This window comes from Thermodesulfovibrionales bacterium (assembly GCA_035686305.1).
Lineage (GTDB): Bacteria > Nitrospirota > Thermodesulfovibrionia > Thermodesulfovibrionales > UBA9159 > DASRZP01.
Genome location: DASRZP010000088.1, coordinates 1 through 16,615, shown reverse-complemented (window position 1 = coordinate 16,615; position 16,615 = coordinate 1). Strand labels below are relative to the sequence as shown.

The window sequence follows — 16,615 nt, the reverse complement described above, 5'->3', positions numbered from 1 at the left end:
TCGGTATCTATCTGATTACATCAAAGCTGGTCGTATTCATGGTCTTCCTGTCCATCTCGTCAAGGATGGTATTCACCACCCAGTTCACCAGATTGATCACGCCCTGGTAACCAATGATCGGATACCGGTGCAGCTGGTGCCGGTCAAAGAGCGGGAAGCCGATCCTGATGAGTGGCGTACCAGTATCCCTCCAGAGGAACTTGGCATAGGAGTTTCCGATCAGATAGTCAACAGGCTCCGTGAACATGAGGGACCTCAGGTGCCACATATCCTTGTTTATATAAACCTTGCCTTCAGCGCCAAAGGGACTTTCGTTGAGAAGGGTGATCGCTTCTTCCTCAAACTTCTTGTCCCCGTTCGTACAGACGATATGTACCGGCACCGCTCCCATCTCAAGGAGGAAACTGATCAGACCGAGAAGCTGGTCGAGGTCGCCCACCAGGGCAAACCTCTTGCCATGGACATAGGCATGGGAGTCGATCATCGCATCCACTGCGCGGCCCCGCTCTTCCTCGATCTCTTTGGGTATAGGCTTGCCCGTGATCTTACTCAGCTCTTCAAAAAAGTTGTCCGTGTTCTTCACACCTATCATGGGCAATACCTGAGCATTCTGTCCCCATTCCTTATGGATGTATTCCATCGTCTTCATGGTCGAGTATTTTTGGAGCGATATCGTCGCTCTTGCATTGATGGAATCAGCTGCATCAGCAAGGGGAGTCCCTCCCGGATACAGCTTGTACTCGCCGGTATTGGGCGAGTCAAAGGTGGCGCTTGCGTCGGAGAGAAGCGTAAAATCAACACCCATCGTCCTCATCAGCCTCTTGACCTCATGATAGTCTCCGGTATAGGTGTCAAAGCCCATGATGATGTTGATCTTCTCCTTTGGCTCATCTTTCTTGCCTGCTATAAGAGCGGTAAGGATGCCCTTCATCATGACATCGTATCCCGTGATGTGTGATCCCACAAAACTCGGTGTATGGGCAAAAGGTACGGGGAGATCCTTTGGGATAAGCTCCTTCTCCCGGGCAGTCCTTATGTATGCATTCAGGTCATCACCGATGACTTCAGCCATGCACGTGGTACAGACCGAAATCATCTTCGGTTTGTAGAGCGTATAGGCGTTCTCGATTCCTTCGAGCATGTTATTCAGTCCACCGAAGACCGCCGCGTCCTCAGTCATGGATGTGGAAACCGCCGTCATGGGTTCCTTGAAATGGCGATTGAGATGGCTCCTGAAGTATGCTACGCACCCCTGGGCGCCCTGCACGAAGGGCAGGGCGCCATCAAATCCCGACGAACAGAAGATGGCCCCCAGCGGCTGACAGGCCTTGGCAGGATTGATCTTGATGTTCTGACGCTTAAAGTTGAGTTCCTTATATTCCTCGGTCTTGGTCCATTCGGCCACCCGGTTAATCTCCTCTTCGGTCGGACCGTTCTCGAACTCTTTCTTGCCTTCAAACTGCTTGCAGTAAGCCTCTTCCTGGAACAATTCGTTGTGGTCTTTTATTTTCAGTTTCATCTCTTCCTCCGTATGAGACTCCATGTCGGACTGTTCACCGTCATGTCCATATCCCGCGCAAAAACCGGGAAGCCGTCAAACCCGTGATAGGGGCCTGAGTAGTCCCAGGAGTGCATCTGCCTGAAGGGCACGCCCATCTTGTGATAGGAGTACTTTTCCTTGATGCCTGAGCCAACCATGTCAGGCCTGAGCCTCCTCGTAAACTCTTCAAGCTCGTAGAGGGTCGCATCATCCATGATGACGGCGCCTTCCTTCATCTCTGGGTAGGTCCTCTTGTAGTCATCGTTGTGACCGAACTCATATCCCGATGCGACAACCTCCATGCCCAGGTCTTCATAGGCGCCGATCGTATGCCTCGGCCTCAACCCACCGACATAGAGCATCACCTTTTTCCCCTCGAGCCGTGGCCGGAATTCCGCGATGACCTCATCCATATGGGGCTTGTACTTCTCGATCATCTTCTCTGTCCTCTCCTTGATGGCGTCATCGAAATATGAGGCGATCTTCCGTAAGCTCTGGTATATCTTTGTCGGGCCGAAAAAGTTGAACTCAACCCAGGGAATGCCGTACTGTTCTTCCATGTGCCTGCAGATATAGTTCATGGAACGGTAGCAGTGGATGAGGTTCAGCTTTGCCTTGTGTGCGATTCCGAGTTCGTTTATCGATGCGTCCCCTGTCCACTGGGCAATGACCCGCAGCCCCATCTCCTCCAGCATCTTTCTCGAGGCCCAGGCATCTCCGCCGATGTTGTAATCACCGACGAGTGCAACATCATAGGGAGTCGTCTTTTCGAGAGTGCCCTTGCCCAGCACATAGTCCCTGATGGTGTCATTCGCAATGTGGTGGCCGAGGGACTGACTCACACCCCTGAACCCTTCACAGCGGACAGGAACAATGGGACATCCGAACTCCTTTCCCACCTTCTTGGAGACGGCCTCGATGTCGTCACCGATGAGCCCAACGGGGCATTCGGAGAGAATACCTATGCTTTTTGCGAGAGGGAAGAGCTCCTTCAGTTCGTGGAGCGCCGCATCGAGGTTTTTATCCCCGCCGTATACGATGTCTTTCTCCTGGAAGTCGGTGGTGATATGCATCGTGCCGAAGGTGTCGATGCCGGTCTGGCCGTTGTAGTAATTCCTTCTCGACCACCAGCTGTATTGGCCACACCCGATGGGACCATGACTGATCGTTATTTGATCCTTTACCGGCCCCCAAACCACTCCCTTTGCACCTGCGTATGCGCAGCCCCTCACGGTCATCACTCCCGGACGGGACTTTATGTTCGACTTTACCTGGCAGGCACTGCACTGGCCGCTGGGATCATTGGCTGCGAGGTGCTTTGCCCTGTCCTTCTTCGCCTTCTCAGGGTATGCATCGAGAACCTCCTCTATCATATTCTGCGTATCTTTTATTGCGCTGCTCACTGTCTCCTCCTATTCTTGATCAGCCTGTGCGTGAGAACGGTTCACTTCCCTGATCTTGTTATGCCGCCGCCGGTTCGTTGTCCAGGATGCCGAAGTCCATGAGAAGGGCTTCAAGTTCGTCCATGCTCAGAGGTGTAGGGATTACGAGATTCTTGTTCTCGGCCATCTTTTTTGCGAGGGCCCTGTACTCATCGGCCTGTGGATGGTCCGGCGAATACTCGATGACCGTCATCCTTCTCAACTCAGCCCTCTGGACCTGATTGTCCCTTGGCACAAAATGGATCATCTGGGTGTTCAGCCTCTTGGCAAGCTCTGAAATGAGTTCATATTCCTTATCTGTTTTTCTGCTGTTACAGATAAGGCCGCCGAGTCTCACCCCGCCGCTCTGGGCATACTTGAGAATTCCCCGCGAGATGTTGTTGGCCGCGTACATCGCCATCATCTCTCCTGACGTGACGATGTAGATCTCCTTTGCCTTGCCTTCCCGTATGGGCATGGCAAACCCACCGCATACAACATCACCCAGCACGTCATAGAAGACAAAGTCTGTTTCAGCATCATACGCGCCGTTTTCCTCAAGAAAGTTGATTGCGGTGATAACGCCGCGTCCTGCACAGCCAACACCGGGCTCAGGACCTCCCGACTCAGCGCACTTCACACCCTTGAAGCCATGGAGAAGCACTTCGTCGATTTCGAGATCCTCCACCGTGCCGCGCTCCCGGGCCATATCCATGACCGTTGACTGGGCCTTGCGGTTCAAAATGAGCCGTGTGGCATCCGCCTTGGGATCACATCCCACGATCATGCATCTATATCCTGCCTCTGCGAGCGCGGCTACCGTATTCTGTGTCGTCGTTGACTTGCCTATTCCGCCTTTTCCATAAATAGCTATCTGTCTCATCATCTCCTCCTCGAGAAATTTGTATTTCCATTTGAAAAGCATTTGGCATGCCAAGCAGAAAAACCAATAAAACGGGGACTTAAGAGAAGCGGCGGAAATTCACTGAGAACATAATTGTCTTGAAACGAACATTATTGTTTTAAAGTCACAGGAGATAACGGAAACTCTTCAGAGGAGGGGTGGAGGCCATGAAGTCTTGACTCCATGGCGAATGTGTTTTCTTATCCAAGTGTTTCCAAGGAGGTCACGCACTTTCTCGTGATCGCTGTAATGCGGTCAAAATTTCTGCTCATGTGCCAGGCTATCGTCTTTTTCGTCTTTCCATAGGAGAGGGCATAGAGTTGGGTCCCCATTCTTGCATAGTCCCCTGTCTTCATCATCCTCCAGTTTCGTCTCTCTTCAAAGAAAATACAGAGGATGCAGCAGAGGTCAGCCCCTTGCTGCATGATGAGAGGATCATCCTCCTCGAAACCGCGGAGGTAGTAGTCAGTCGCATAACAACTTTCGATCTTCCTCGAAAGGGCTTCGGTCAAGACATGTGATACATATAAACCGCATCGGAAGAGGTCGGCGTTCATGAGCTTATGTTCTATGATAAAAGAGCCGATCTTTGCCTTGAGGAAGTCCTCAAAACTTACGGCGAGACGGAAAATGCCATTCTCTTCACTACAAAGGGACTTCCTCTTGACCTCAACCACATCCTTCAGGATCTCTGTGAAATCACTTTCGAATGTCTGCCTTCTCTTTTCCTTTCTTACGAAAGGGATAACCTCACCCATGCTTCCTTCCTTCTCTTTGGCTTCATCTTCACTGAAGGTCTCCCCCTTTACTGGTATTCCATCTCTCTTATCGGATCTCTTAAGGATTTGATTAATTGACAAGTCCCTCTTCATCTGATATAAGGAAGGAAAAGAGGGCGAGGGAAGCTTACCGAGTGAGTCAAGGCCTTCAGTCTGTACTCTCGTGAGGTGTTATTTTTTTGTCTTTTTTCGATATATACCAGATGGCCGCCGCTCCTGCCACGGTAGCTGCACCGGCACCAAAGCCGATCTGCCACATCTTCCTCCTTTTTTGCATTCTCCGTTTCCGGACCTGAGAGTACCTCTCGGCCACGGTTTCACAATGCCCGACGTCATCTCCGGTGAAGGCGAAGATCTGGGTGAAAAGGTTTATCCTCTCTTCTATCTGGTATTGGAGAGCGGACCAGTAACGGACTTTGTCTGTAGCCCCCTTATGGTCCCTTATGCCCTTTTCTTCGATAATAGTCTTTATGAACCTGTCAAGGAGCGCCTTGTCGGCGCCCCGGTAGATGGAAAGATCGGGATCGGCAATTTCTTTCAGAACAGGCCACTGACATGTCTCTTCAAGTTTAAAAAGTTCGGGCCAAGCCCGTTTGCCGAGGTGTAACAGTATTACGGACTTCTTTATCGAGGAATAGAATTTTCGCAGCTCCTTTTCCCTGAAGGCCGTTTTCTTAAAGATGTTCAAAAAGTCGTTCATGCCGATCATAGTTCCTATCCTTTCAGAGTCTCATCTATTTTACCATGTCTACGCTACCCTGTCAGACCTTCCTGAAGGAAGAAAGAAATTGTAAGCTGCCCATCTTCCTTTGAGATCCAAAGCAGTTCAGAGAGAATGACGGATCATGGAAAAGGGGCTGCTCTCAGGAGCAGAAGAGAAGCGGAGTCACGCCTTCCGGGTGGGTCCTACAGTCTCCTCCTGAAGAGGACAAAGAATCTCTCCTTGATCTTTTCACGGAGAGGTCTCCCGGCCCAATCCTCTTCACGTATTTCCGTGGAGCGCGTAAGATCATCTTCAAAAACCGCATTCATCTTCCTTCCGAAACCTTCGTCGAGGATGCCGACATTTCCCTCGTCATTGCGACGGAGGGACAGGAAATCAAGATTTGCCGATCCAACAATGCTCCAGTAACCATCGAAGACCGAGGTCTTTGCGTGAAGGACTTCACCTTGGTAGGTAGAGATCTTCACACCCGCCCTGAGGAGACGTGAAAAGGAGGCCCTTCCTGCGTAGCGGGCGGCGGGGACATCACTGATCCCCGGGAGGAGCAATCTGACGTCCACTCCTCTCTGAACAGACTCTTCGAGGGTGTCGATCATTCTTCTGCTCGGAGTGAAATATGCCGTTGTCAGGCGTATGCTCGCTCTCGCATTCCTGAAGCTGTAATAGAGCAGTTTCCGCATCTTTCTCCTGCCCTTTGCCGAAGAGGCAAAAATCGGGATGACAGGCAGGTTATTATCAGGGGAGGGGGGGACTCCTTGAGAAGGAACGACATCAGGGAGTGGTATGTTACCTCCTCCCCACGTCTTCCATGTGGCCATGAATATTCTGAATAGTGCGGGAGCGATGGGGCCTCGAAGCATGATGCCCGTATCTCTCCATCCCTCTTTCATCCTCAGATGGAAACCACGGTATTCGTTGGCTATGTTGAGTCCACCCGTAAAGACCTTTCTTCCGTCTATGATAAGGAGCTTCCGGTGGTCGCGCTGTACGTAATGAAAGGGTGATGACCATTTAAAGGGCCTCGAGGCCCTAATGCTTATCCCGGCCTTTTCGAGGCCCTTCCAAAAGGAGGCGGGAGTCCCGAAAGAACCAAAATGGTCATAGAGCAGATAGACCCTTACTCCCGCCTTGGCTTTTTCCTTGAGAAGGTCGGCTACTTCGGTGCCGGTTTCGTCATTTCTGAAGATGTAGAACTGAAGACAGATAACATCCCTCGCCTCCCTGATGGCGTCAAAAATGGCGTTGAAAGAATCCCGGGTTTTATGGAGAAGCGTGACGCTGTTGCCCGGCACGAAGGTATTATCAGATATGCTTTCTATGGAGCGTCTGTCAAAGGCGAGCGTCACAGACTGAAATCCCACTTCCCCTTTCTCGTCGGGGTTTGTAGGGCATCAGTCAGCATTGCGAGAAATCTGCTCCGCAAGACCTGACGGGCCCCGAAGCTCGTGAGATGCCTTGTGGTCACCTGGCAGTCGATGAGCGTAAAGTTCCAGGCCTTCAATTGCCGCACAAGTCTTGTGAAGGCGACCTTTGAGGCGTCTGAGATCTTTGTAAACATGGATTCTCCGAAAAAGGCGCTGCCAAGGGAGACGCCGTAGAGACCTCCCGCCAGTTTGCCGTCATGCCAGCTTTCGATGGAATGGGCGTACCCCGCATGGTGGAGGGCTACATAGGCATCGGCCATGTCATCGGTAATCCAGGTCCCGTCGTCTTCCTTCCTGTGCACATCCGAGCAATTCCAGATCACCTCCTCAAAGGCCCGATCCATGGTCGCCGTGAAAAAGCCCTTCCGGATCGTCTGTTTCAGACTCCGTGACACTCTCAACTCCTCAGGGATCAGGATAAGACGGGGGTCTGGAGACCACCAGAGAATAGGCCAATTATCGGAGTACCACGGGAAGATGCCCTTTGAGTAGGCAAGGAGGAGGCGTTCGACTCTGAGATCGCCGCCAATGGCGAGGAGGCCGTCCCTTTCTGAGAATTCAGGCGGCGGGAAGATAAGCTCGTTGCACAATTGAAAGACAGTCATGTTTTCATGTTGCTACGTAATCCGTCGATTGAGTCGATGAAAGATTACGGGATTAAGAGAATGAGGCGCCTTCTTCCCCGGAGCCTCGTACCTCATTGACCCTCTTGCGTTATCTCCGGATAATCAAAGACGATTGTGCCGTCTGTGAGGTCGATCGAGACGGTGCCGCCGTTCTTCAACCTGCCGAAGAGGAGTTCATCCGTCAGGGGATCTTTCAATTCTGTCTGGATAAGCCGTCCGAGGGGTCTCGCCCCGTAAAGGGGATCATACCCCTTGACTGCAAGCCGGTCACGGAGGCTTTCCGACACGTGAAGCCGTACCTTACGGGAATTCAGCTGTTCTTCAAACTCCCTGATGAACTTGTCGACGACCTTCTTCATAATGTCCTTCGTGAGGTGTCCGAAGTTTATCGTGCCGTCGAGACGGTTTCTGAATTCAGGGTTGAAGAGCTTGCCGACAGCCTCAGCGCCCTTTGCATGGGTATCTTTTGTCCTATCGCCAAAGCCGATGACGTTCCTGTCCATATCCCTGGCTCCTGCATTGGAAGTCATGATAAGGATCACGTTTCTGAAATCTGCCCTCTTGCCCGTATTGTCCGTCAGGGTCGCATAGTCCATGACCTGGAGCAGGATGTTGAAGATATCAGGATGGGCCTTCTCGATCTCGTCGAGCAGAAGAACGCTGTACGGGTGCTTCCGGATCGTCTCGGTCAACAATCCCCCCTGGTCAAAGCCGACGTACCCCGGCGGCGCCCCGATGAGGCGGGCCACGGCGTGTTTCTCCATGTATTCGCTCATATCAAAACGGGAGAAGGAAACACCGAGGACGACGGCCATCTGCTTTGAGACCTCTGTCTTACCTACGCCCGTGGGCCCCGTGAAGAGAAAGGAGCCGATCGGCCTTTCGGCAGAGCCGAGGCCCGCGCGGGACCTCTTGATGGCCGAAACAAGAGCGTTGATGGCATCGTCTTGGCCGAAGACGACCTTTTTCAGTTCATCTGCCAGATTCTTCAGCCTGTCCGTATCTGAAGAGGATACATTTCTCGAAGGGATCCTGGCTATCTTTGCCACGACCTTCTCGATCTCGATATGGGCGACGGTCTTTTTCTTTCCATCCACCGCCGAAAGCTTCGTCATGGCGCCTGCCTCATCAATGACATCGATCGCCTTGTCCGGAAGATACTTGTCATTTATATATTTTGCCGAGAGTTCAACAGCAGACTTCAAGGCGCTCTGAGTGTATTTCACGCCATGAAATTCTTCGTAGTATGCCTTCAGGCCCTTGAGAATGAGGAGGGTCTCCGGAACCGTCGGTTCCTGGATCTCTATCTTCTGAAAACGGCGTGATAGAGCACGGTCCTTTTCGAAGTAATTCTTGTATTCTTCATAGGTTGTTGCGCCGATGCATCTCATCTTCCCCGTGATAAGGACAGGTTTCAGGATGTTCGATGCGTCCATGGACCCGCCGCTCGTCGCCCCGGCCCCGACAATCGTGTGGATCTCGTCAATAAAAAGAATCGCTCCAGGAATCTTTTCAACACCCTTGATCGTCGCCTTCAGGCGCGCTTCAAAGTCTCCGCGATATTTTGTTCCCGCAAGCATCCCGCCCATGTCGAGAAGGAAAATCTTCGCGCCCTTCAAGGCATCAGGCACCTCTCCCTGAAAGATCTTCAGGGCGAGTCCTTCGACAATGGCGGTCTTGCCGACTCCCGGTTCACCAACAAAGACGATGTTGTTTTTCCTCCTCCTGCTCAGCACCTGCATCGTCCGGGCGAGTTCCAGGTCGCGGCCGACAAGGGGATCGATATCACCCTTTGCCGCCCTTTCATTGAGGTTTACGGTGAAGAGCGAGAGAGGATCTTTCGCCTGATGGGAGTCGTTCTGAGGGACAGACAGCTCTCCTTCGTCATTCTTCTCCTCTCCCTGTGCGTGAGGCGTGCGCGGGATACCGTGAGATATGTAGTTCAGGACGTCGAGGCGGGAGATGCCTTCTGTGTGGAGGAAGTGAACGGCGTGGGAATCTTCCTCAAGGAGGAGTGCAGCAAGGATATCTCCTGCGTCGGCCTCACTCTTCTCCGCAGCCCGGACATGGTTCAAGGCCCTCTGGAGGACGCGCTGAAAACCGATCGCAGGTTGGGGATAGATCTCCGATTCCGCCTTGCTCTTGGGGACATTCTCCTCAAAGAATCGTTCGAGAGACGCCTTGATTCTTCCGATCATCCCGCCGCAATTAGCGATGATCTCGATGCCGCGGTCATCGTGGATGACAGCATAGAGAATATGTTCGACGGTGAGGTATTCATGGTGCCGTGCCTTTGCATCCCGTATCGTCGCTTCGATAACCATCTCGAGTTCCTTGCTGATCATTCCTTCTCCGTCCTGCATTTTAGAGGGAAATTCCTTTCCCGCGCGAGTTCATGGACCAGGGCAACTTTTGTCTCTGCGATTTCCCGGGTATAGACCCCGCACAGACCGGCGCCTTTCTTATGGACGTGGAGCATGATCTGCGTGGCCTCGGTTGTGGGCTTGCCAAAGACGCTCTCGAGGATGTACACGACAAAGTCCATCGTTGTGTAGTCATCGTTCAGGAGAAAGACCTTAAAGAGAGGGGGCTCCCGCGTCTCCTGCTCGGTCTTTTCAGCAGGCCTTTCCTTAACCCTTGTTCCGTTCTGCGCCATCGCCTACGCCTTCAATTAAGTCAACGCCATTCTCTTAAGGTTATTCTACCACAGGATCCTTTGACAGAGGAATCTACGTGCTATAACCCTGACTCCTGCCTGGGACGCAGATGTTGATCGCCGACATTATGAGCTATTGAGGCCAAGGCACATGAGAGAGTCGCGCAAAAAAAGAACCCCGCCCTATCGGCCGGGGTTTTCAAAAGGTCAGCCTTATGATTTCTTATCAAACGCCGGAAGCGGCCATCATCGTATGAGCCGACTCCTTAAGCCAGAGGAGTCTCGACCCGTCGATGACAGGGGCGTTCATCGATTCAATGATCTCATCAACCTTCACGTGAAGCCCATCAGTGCGTGTGAAGGGATTGAGGGAGACCTTCGGCTTCATCTTTGCGAATTTCTTCGCATTGTTCTCCCCTGCCTCCTTCACGTCTGCCCCCATGGCCTTTGCGATCTCAGCAAATATTGCCCTGTGCGGTTTGGCACCGCCTGCTGGCTCAACGGCTTTGACGACTCGCCGCATCCTTCCCAAATAATCGACGATGGAGCCATCCGCTTCGAGGTATGCTGCAGAGGGTAACACCACGTCCGCCTGCCTGGCGAGTTCTGTGAGATGGGAGCTCTGTACTACGAGAAGACCGACTGAAGGTTTCGTTTTCAGGGGCACTTCGCCTACTGTATAGAGGAGTTCCAATCCCCCAATGGCCATGTCCGAATAGGTCTTGCCGTCGCCCTTGACTCCCATGAGAAGGACACCCTTCGCATTGGCCTCGGCAGGAACGGAGACCACAGAACCCTTCAGGAGGGCCAGATTGGCTGCTGCTTTATACATCGCCGGAGATGTCAGGACGGACACACTCTTCGCCTCAGCATAGATCGAAGCCGCCTTGTCGACGGCTTCAGTAAGTGTTGCCTGGGAAACGGCCGATGCGAGATTTTTGTCTGCAGGTATACCCTTGTCGATAAGCGCTTTTGCGAGACTCCTCAATGTCTCGGCACAGTCTCCGGGAAGGTCGACTTCCGCAACGGAGGAAGTCTTTGTCTCAGAATCATGAATCGTGATGAGCTTTGCGCCCGCATTGATCCGTCTCCTTATGATCGCGTCAAGGGCGGGTAATACGCGTGTCCATTGATTCGGAGCGAGATCAACAAGGACAAGGAGATCCGCAGTATCGGGATCTACGTTATCCGAGAGCAGTGTCTCTGCGTTACCATAAAGGCTCACGGTGCTGTCGATGTTTTCGGTCTTCACCGCCTCAGAGGCAAGCGTTCTTAAGGTAAGGACATCCTCGTTGAGGATCCCTCCCGTCGTAAGGAACCCTGAATTGCTGCCCGCCTCTTTTAACGCCTTAGCAACAATATCCAGGGCATCTTCCCAGGACGTCTCCCTGAGTTCGCCGCCTACACGTTTGAGAGGGGCCGTCACCCTTGTGTCGGCCTCTATGGAGTCGAACCCGAATCTGCCATAGGCGCAGATATACTTTTCCGCGGAACCTTCCAGGGTTTTTGCACCGATTCTCATCACCCTGCCGTCCTTTGTGCTCACCCTAATATCACAGGCATTGCCGCAAAGAAGGCATGTCGACTCGATCTCGTCATAGTCCCAGTTCCTCCCCCTGCGCCACCGGTCTGCCTCGAGGATTGCGTTCACAGGACAGACGTCAACGCAACTGCCGCAGAAGGTACAGTCCGATTTATCGAGAGGTTTGTCTCCGGCTGTCGTAACTTTCGAGCCCACACCCCTTCCCATGAATTCGAGAACGTTCGTGCCCTGGTTCTTGCAGACCCTCACGCACCTTCCGCAGAGGACACAGTAATCAGGATCGAGTTTTATAAAGGGATTTGCGTTGTCCGGAGCAAAGCCGAACTTCTTTCTCGTGAAGCTCGACTCTTGTATCTCAAAATCATAGGCATAGTTCTGGAGGTTGCATACCCCGGCCTTCGTGCAGGTCATGCAATCGAGGGGATGCATGGAGAGGATGAGGTCAATGACGAATTTCCGCGTCTCCAACACCTGATCGGTCTTCGTCTTGACATGCATACCTTCCTTCACCTTTGTCGTGCAGGCGATCATCGGCGCCTTCAGTCCCTCAACCTCTACCATACAGAGCCTGCATGCGCCGATCCCCTTCATCCCTTTCAGGTAACAGAGATTCGGTATATGAATGCCGGCCACTTCAGCGGCATCGATGAGGTTCATGCCCTCTGACGCCTGAATCTCCTTGCCGTCTATTTTCAGTTTTACTGTCTTTGCCATAAAAGCCTCCTGAATACCGTTATTGATTTATGAGGGCGTTGCGATCGAGTCATCGGTATGCTCTCTTGATCCTCTATCCCTCAATGACCCGCTGAGGGAATATTTTTCTCTATACACCTGCTAGCTCCTTTTTCTTTGCGCCGGCAATGAGTATCGCTTCTGTAGGACAGACCTTCCGGCAGGCGTCGCACTTCATACATCGCTTCTGCCGTATCTCGAAGGGTACATAGCCGCTCAAAAAGGGCTTGCTCTTTTCGCCGAGGATTGCATGGTACGAGCAGGCGTCGAGGCAGAGACCGCATGACGTGCATCGTTCAGGTATGACACGGTATTCGATAAGGGCCGTGCAATCCTTCGCGGGACAAATCCCGTCGACATGTTCGCGGAACACATCGGTCTCCATCCAGTCGATGATAAACCTCGCGGTGTCCTTTCCCTTCTTGCACATCGACGACACGAGCATATCTTCGGCAACCCTCCGGAGGGTCCGGAGGTCTGCCTCCTCTCCCCGACCATTCGCAATCTTCTCGAGCCTCATCCGCGCCTCATAGCTGCCAAAGGAGCAGGGGAAGCACCTGCTGCACATAGGCCCTGACAGAAACTCGGTGATATAATAGAGGGCCTTCTGGACGGGACAGCCCTTCTCCTCGGCCAGTGCCTTGATCTCCTCAACCTTCAGCTCTTTCATTTCTGTGATGCTCTCACCGGTCATAGTCACCTCTGCTCTAATAGATATCTTCTGCCATGTAAATCACTTCAGGCAGCAGATATGATACGAGGTCCCTGTATGAGACCATGCCGATTATCTTCCCGCCTTCAAGGACGGGCAGATGTCTGATCTTCTTCTCAGACATGACCGTAACAGCCACGCTGATGTCCGTCGAGGCATCGAGGATCACAGGATCACGACTCATGACCTTCTCCATTGTCTCTTCCTTAAATGAGACGTTCTTCGCAAAACAGTGCATGATATCTCTCTCGGTAAAGATGCCTGCGAGCTTCTTGTTCTCATCATAGACGAGTATGGAACCGACGTTGTTCCCGTCCATGATCGTCACCGCGTCGGCCACGATACACGATGTGTTGCACGTCACGATCTTCATCGGCTTGGCCGCAATAAGGTCTCGTAATGTCATCTTTGCTCTCCTTTCAAGAATCTCAATCTTATCTATCGGTACCCGGAACTGCTCCTCAAGCCGGACTATGCTCTGTTTCCGTATCTTTACGGCACCGATCGGGCAGGCGGCGTAACACGCCTTGCACTTCGCGCAGGCATCCTGATCTATGAAATACCTGCTCCTTGTCTCCTTGACGGCCCCATAGGCGCAAGCGGCCTTGCAGAGTCCGCAGCTGAAGCACTCGGCAGAATTGATCGTAAAGACCCCCATGCCGCCGCAGACGTTAGCCCTGCAGTATTTGCCATAGATGTGCTCCTCGTATTCGTCCCTGAAATACTTAATGGTGCTGAGCACGGGATTCGGAGCACTCTGTCCCAGACCGCAGAGCGATCCCCTCTGGATCTGTTTCCCCATGTTATAGAGCCTTTGGAGGTCGCCGTCCTGACCCTTCCCCTGAGTGATCCTTTCGAGGATCTGGAACATCTGATAGGTCCCGAGCCTGCAGGGAGGACACTTCCCGCAGGACTCCGACAGGGAAAAGGAGAGAAAGTATTTTGCCACATCAACCATGCAGGTCTCCTCGTCCATCACTACCATGCCGCCCGATCCCATCATCGATCCTGCCTTTGTGAGCGAATCAAAGTCTGCCGGCAGGTCAAGCAAATGTGCCGGTATGCAACCGCCCGATGGTCCGCCTGTCTGGACGGCCTTGATCGCCTTATCATGCAGTATTCCACCGCCGATGTCGAAGATGATTTCCCTCAGGGTCATGCCCATGGGGACCTCCACGAGTCCCGTATTCTTCACCTTCCCGGTGAGCGCAAAGACCTTGGTGCCGGGCGAAGTCTTCGTGCCGATGCTCCTGAACCATTCGGCGCCTTTTTCGATGATCGGCGCCACACAGGCGTAAGTTTCTATGTTGTTCAGATTACTCGGATACCCCCAGACGCCACCCCCCGGTTCCGAGAGCCTCGGCGGACGGGGCCTCGGAAAACCCCTTTCGCCCTCAATAGAAGCTACGAGAGACGTTGACTCACCGCAGACAAAGGCTCCTGCACCCTCCCTAACGTCCAGATGGAAACTGAAGTCCGTTCCGAGGATATTTTTGCCGAGGAGGCCGAGCTCCTCTGCCTGTTTTATCGCGTGCTTGAGGTTCTTCACCGCGAGGGGATATTCGTGCCTCACGTACACGAAACCATATTGAGCCCCTATTGCGTAAGCGCACAGGAGCATCCCTTCAAAGAGACTGTGGGGATCGCCTTCCATGATCGATCTGTCCATGAATGCACCGGGATCTCCCTCATCGCCGTTGGCAATGACGAATTTGATCTTGCCCGGTGCGCTCTTTGTGTGATGCCACTTCTTTCCGGCCGGGAACCCTGCGCCTCCTCTTCCTCTCAGGATCGCATGGTCAACTTCGTGGAGCACATCATCAGGAGTCATGGAGGACAGGGCCTTCTCGATGCCGGCATATCCTCCGACCGCTATGTAATGGTAAATATTCGTGGGGTCAATCTTGACATTATTCCTCAAGGCGATCCTCACCTGTTTCTTATAAAAGGGGAGGTCAAGCATCTCCGTCGTCGGCTCACTCAAGATATCTTCACGGTATAGAGCCTGCCGGTAAGGCGTTCCGCTCAAAAAGGTATGGTCTATGAGAGGGGGAACCTGCTCTGGCCTTACCCTCTCGTAGAAGATTTCATGGGGCTCGACTTTCATGATAGGGCCCCTCTGGCACATGCCCTGGCAGCCCGTCTTTATAATTTCGACATCGACTCCCCTCTTCCTTGCTTCGCCCACCAGCGCATCAATGACCCTTGCGGAGCCGGATGCGGTGCAGGCGGTACCGCAGCAGACCCTCGCCCTGTCTTTGCCCTGCGGAAAGACCTCTGACGAGAGTTTAACCCTCAACGTTCTCAGATCGTCTATATTTTTCAATCTCACCATGACAAGCTCCCTGTTATTTTTTTACCGTCGACATAATCTCATCGACCTTCTTTGTGCCGACATCACCGAAAACCTCTTCATTTACCGTGACGACGGGTGCGAGACCGCAGCATCCGACACAGCCGACAGTTTCGAGAGTCACGGACATGTCAGGAGTCGTCTCTCCAGCCTTCACCTTGAAATCCTCTTCGAGTCTATTAAGCACCTTCGAAGCGCCCCTTACGTGACATGCCGTGCCCATGCAGACGCTCACGATCTTTTTGCCCCGGGGCTTGAAGTAAAAATGCTTGTAGAATGATGCCGTGCTGTAAACCTCAGCCAGAGGTATTTCGAGCTTAAGTGACAGTTCCCTGAGTTTTTCCTCTGGAAGATAATTGTATTCCTTTTGCATCTCCTGGAAGGCGTGGATAAGAAGGCCTCTCTTCTTCTGTCCTTCTCTAAGGATATCTCCAATCTCTCTATAATGTCCATCAATACTTACCTCGTCAAGCTTCATGGAACCTCCTCAGCGTATAGTTTACCGTTACTTTATTTCGCACCTTCCTGAGTTACAAAAGGTAACCGCATTACGAAAAGTTAAAGTCATAACTGCGTGAGCGAAATCGGCAGTTGTGAAAAATAGCATAACTGCAAACCTTTTTGCTATTTTTTTATTTTATAGCTTAATAAATAGGCTTTACTTTTCTCCACAAGAAAGCAGGATGATCTTTACTGACGCTCAAGCTTCTGAAGCCTTGGATTGAGAGATGGGATTCTAAAGGGTCGCGGCGGCATCAAGAAGACTGATTGTGGGATACTGCTCCAACGTCGTCATCTTCGGACATACTCACAGCTGTCGTCCTAAAAAGCTGCACCATTCCGATGACTGTGACTGCATGCATATTGCGGCAAATTTGCGAAACATGGTTTGATTGCGATTGACGGGAGAGGCCCTCCATCGTCATTGAACCTGAAGAGACTGAAGATAAGCATCACGTAAAGCTGAATACCTGAGACAGGAAAGACTTCAGGCCGGCAGGGTTGAGGCAGAAAGAATTTGTGGACCTCTTCTAATGTTTTATCACGGTGTTGATATCCGTCCCAAAATCCGCGATTGATTTATACAGCCCATGTGAATACGTCTGATGAGCAGCTTTTTGAAGGGACTCTTCGCTGGAACAAGGTGATATAGTTGCACGAAGAGCTCAAAAAGATGATTTTTCATCAATCAGGCCATAGA

13 protein-coding genes are annotated in these 16,615 nt (G+C 52.2%); all 13 read right to left on the bottom strand.

Going from position 1 to position 16,615, the window contains the following annotated elements; all coding sequences use genetic code 11:
- Positions 1-7: 7 nt before the first annotated feature.
- Positions 8-1,519: a nitrogenase molybdenum-iron protein subunit beta gene (gene nifK, locus VFG09_10140; GenBank protein HET6515507.1), complete on the bottom strand. Its 1,512-nt coding sequence runs from the start codon at positions 1,517-1,519 to the stop codon at positions 8-10.
- Positions 1,516-2,943 carry a nitrogenase molybdenum-iron protein alpha chain gene (gene nifD, locus VFG09_10135; protein HET6515506.1) on the bottom strand — a complete coding sequence of 476 codons (1,428 nt, stop codon included), beginning with the start codon at positions 2,941-2,943 and terminating at the stop codon, positions 1,516-1,518. Before nifD ends, nifK begins: the two co-directional genes overlap by 4 nt.
- Before the next feature lie 58 nt (positions 2,944-3,001).
- Positions 3,002-3,847: a nitrogenase iron protein gene (nifH, locus tag VFG09_10130; protein HET6515505.1), complete on the bottom strand. Its 846-nt coding sequence runs from the start codon at positions 3,845-3,847 to the stop codon at positions 3,002-3,004.
- 218 nt (positions 3,848-4,065) lie between these two features.
- Complete coding sequence (locus tag VFG09_10125; GenBank protein ID HET6515504.1) at positions 4,066-4,623, bottom strand: hypothetical protein; 558 nt, start codon at positions 4,621-4,623, stop codon at positions 4,066-4,068.
- Positions 4,624-4,792: 169 nt separating this feature from the next.
- On the bottom strand, positions 4,793-5,353 hold the full coding sequence (locus tag VFG09_10120; GenBank protein ID HET6515503.1) for a hypothetical protein: 561 nt from the start codon (positions 5,351-5,353) through the stop codon (positions 4,793-4,795).
- 197 nt (positions 5,354-5,550) lie between these two features.
- The gene (locus VFG09_10115) at positions 5,551-6,729 is read right to left on the bottom strand and encodes a phospholipase D-like domain-containing protein (GenBank protein HET6515502.1); all 1,179 of its coding nucleotides are present in this window, start codon (positions 6,727-6,729) and stop codon (positions 5,551-5,553) included.
- Positions 6,711-7,397 (bottom strand): leucyl/phenylalanyl-tRNA--protein transferase, encoded by a 687-nt coding sequence (aat, locus tag VFG09_10110; protein HET6515501.1) that lies wholly within the window; start codon positions 7,395-7,397, stop codon positions 6,711-6,713. The genes VFG09_10115 and aat overlap by 19 nt, the downstream gene beginning before the upstream one ends.
- Positions 7,398-7,489: 92 nt before the next feature.
- Positions 7,490-9,763, bottom strand: a complete 2,274-nt coding sequence (gene clpA, locus VFG09_10105) for an ATP-dependent Clp protease ATP-binding subunit ClpA (protein ID HET6515500.1) — start codon at positions 9,761-9,763, stop codon at positions 7,490-7,492.
- Positions 9,760-10,074, bottom strand: coding sequence for an ATP-dependent Clp protease adapter ClpS (gene clpS, locus VFG09_10100; protein ID HET6515499.1), 315 nt, complete (start codon positions 10,072-10,074; stop codon positions 9,760-9,762). Before clpS ends, clpA begins: the two co-directional genes overlap by 4 nt.
- Positions 10,075-10,300: 226 nt before the next feature.
- On the bottom strand, positions 10,301-12,331 hold the full coding sequence (locus VFG09_10095; GenBank protein HET6515498.1) for a molybdopterin-dependent oxidoreductase: 2,031 nt from the start codon (positions 12,329-12,331) through the stop codon (positions 10,301-10,303).
- Positions 12,332-12,440: 109 nt separating this feature from the next.
- The gene (locus VFG09_10090; protein ID HET6515497.1) at positions 12,441-13,043 is read right to left on the bottom strand and encodes an NADH-ubiquinone oxidoreductase-F iron-sulfur binding region domain-containing protein; all 603 of its coding nucleotides are present in this window, start codon (positions 13,041-13,043) and stop codon (positions 12,441-12,443) included.
- 13 nt (positions 13,044-13,056) lie between these two features.
- Complete coding sequence (locus tag VFG09_10085; GenBank protein ID HET6515496.1) at positions 13,057-15,396, bottom strand: NADH-ubiquinone oxidoreductase-F iron-sulfur binding region domain-containing protein; 2,340 nt, start codon at positions 15,394-15,396, stop codon at positions 13,057-13,059.
- Between the two features lie 13 nt (positions 15,397-15,409).
- Positions 15,410-15,892 carry an NAD(P)H-dependent oxidoreductase subunit E gene (locus VFG09_10080; protein HET6515495.1) on the bottom strand — a complete coding sequence of 161 codons (483 nt, stop codon included), beginning with the start codon at positions 15,890-15,892 and terminating at the stop codon, positions 15,410-15,412.
- Positions 15,893-16,615: the final 723 nt, after the last annotated feature.

Coding starts and splice junctions, on each gene's coding strand:
- nifK (HET6515507.1), bottom strand. CDS start 1,519: ATGAAACTGAAAATAAAAGACCACAACGAATTGTTCCAGGAAGAGGCT.
- nifH (HET6515505.1), bottom strand. CDS start 3,847: ATGATGAGACAGATAGCTATTTATGGAAAAGGCGGAATAGGCAAGTCA.
- VFG09_10125 (HET6515504.1), bottom strand. CDS start 4,623: ATGGGTGAGGTTATCCCTTTCGTAAGAAAGGAAAAGAGAAGGCAGACA.
- VFG09_10120 (HET6515503.1), bottom strand. CDS start 5,353: ATGATCGGCATGAACGACTTTTTGAACATCTTTAAGAAAACGGCCTTC.
- aat (HET6515501.1), bottom strand. CDS start 7,397: ATGACTGTCTTTCAATTGTGCAACGAGCTTATCTTCCCGCCGCCTGAA.
- clpA (HET6515500.1), bottom strand. CDS start 9,763: ATGATCAGCAAGGAACTCGAGATGGTTATCGAAGCGACGATACGGGAT.
- clpS (HET6515499.1), bottom strand. CDS start 10,074: ATGGCGCAGAACGGAACAAGGGTTAAGGAAAGGCCTGCTGAAAAGACC.
- VFG09_10095 (HET6515498.1), bottom strand. CDS start 12,331: ATGGCAAAGACAGTAAAACTGAAAATAGACGGCAAGGAGATTCAGGCG.
- VFG09_10090 (HET6515497.1), bottom strand. CDS start 13,043: ATGACCGGTGAGAGCATCACAGAAATGAAAGAGCTGAAGGTTGAGGAG.
- VFG09_10085 (HET6515496.1), bottom strand. CDS start 15,396: ATGGTGAGATTGAAAAATATAGACGATCTGAGAACGTTGAGGGTTAAA.
- VFG09_10080 (HET6515495.1), bottom strand. CDS start 15,892: ATGAAGCTTGACGAGGTAAGTATTGATGGACATTATAGAGAGATTGGA.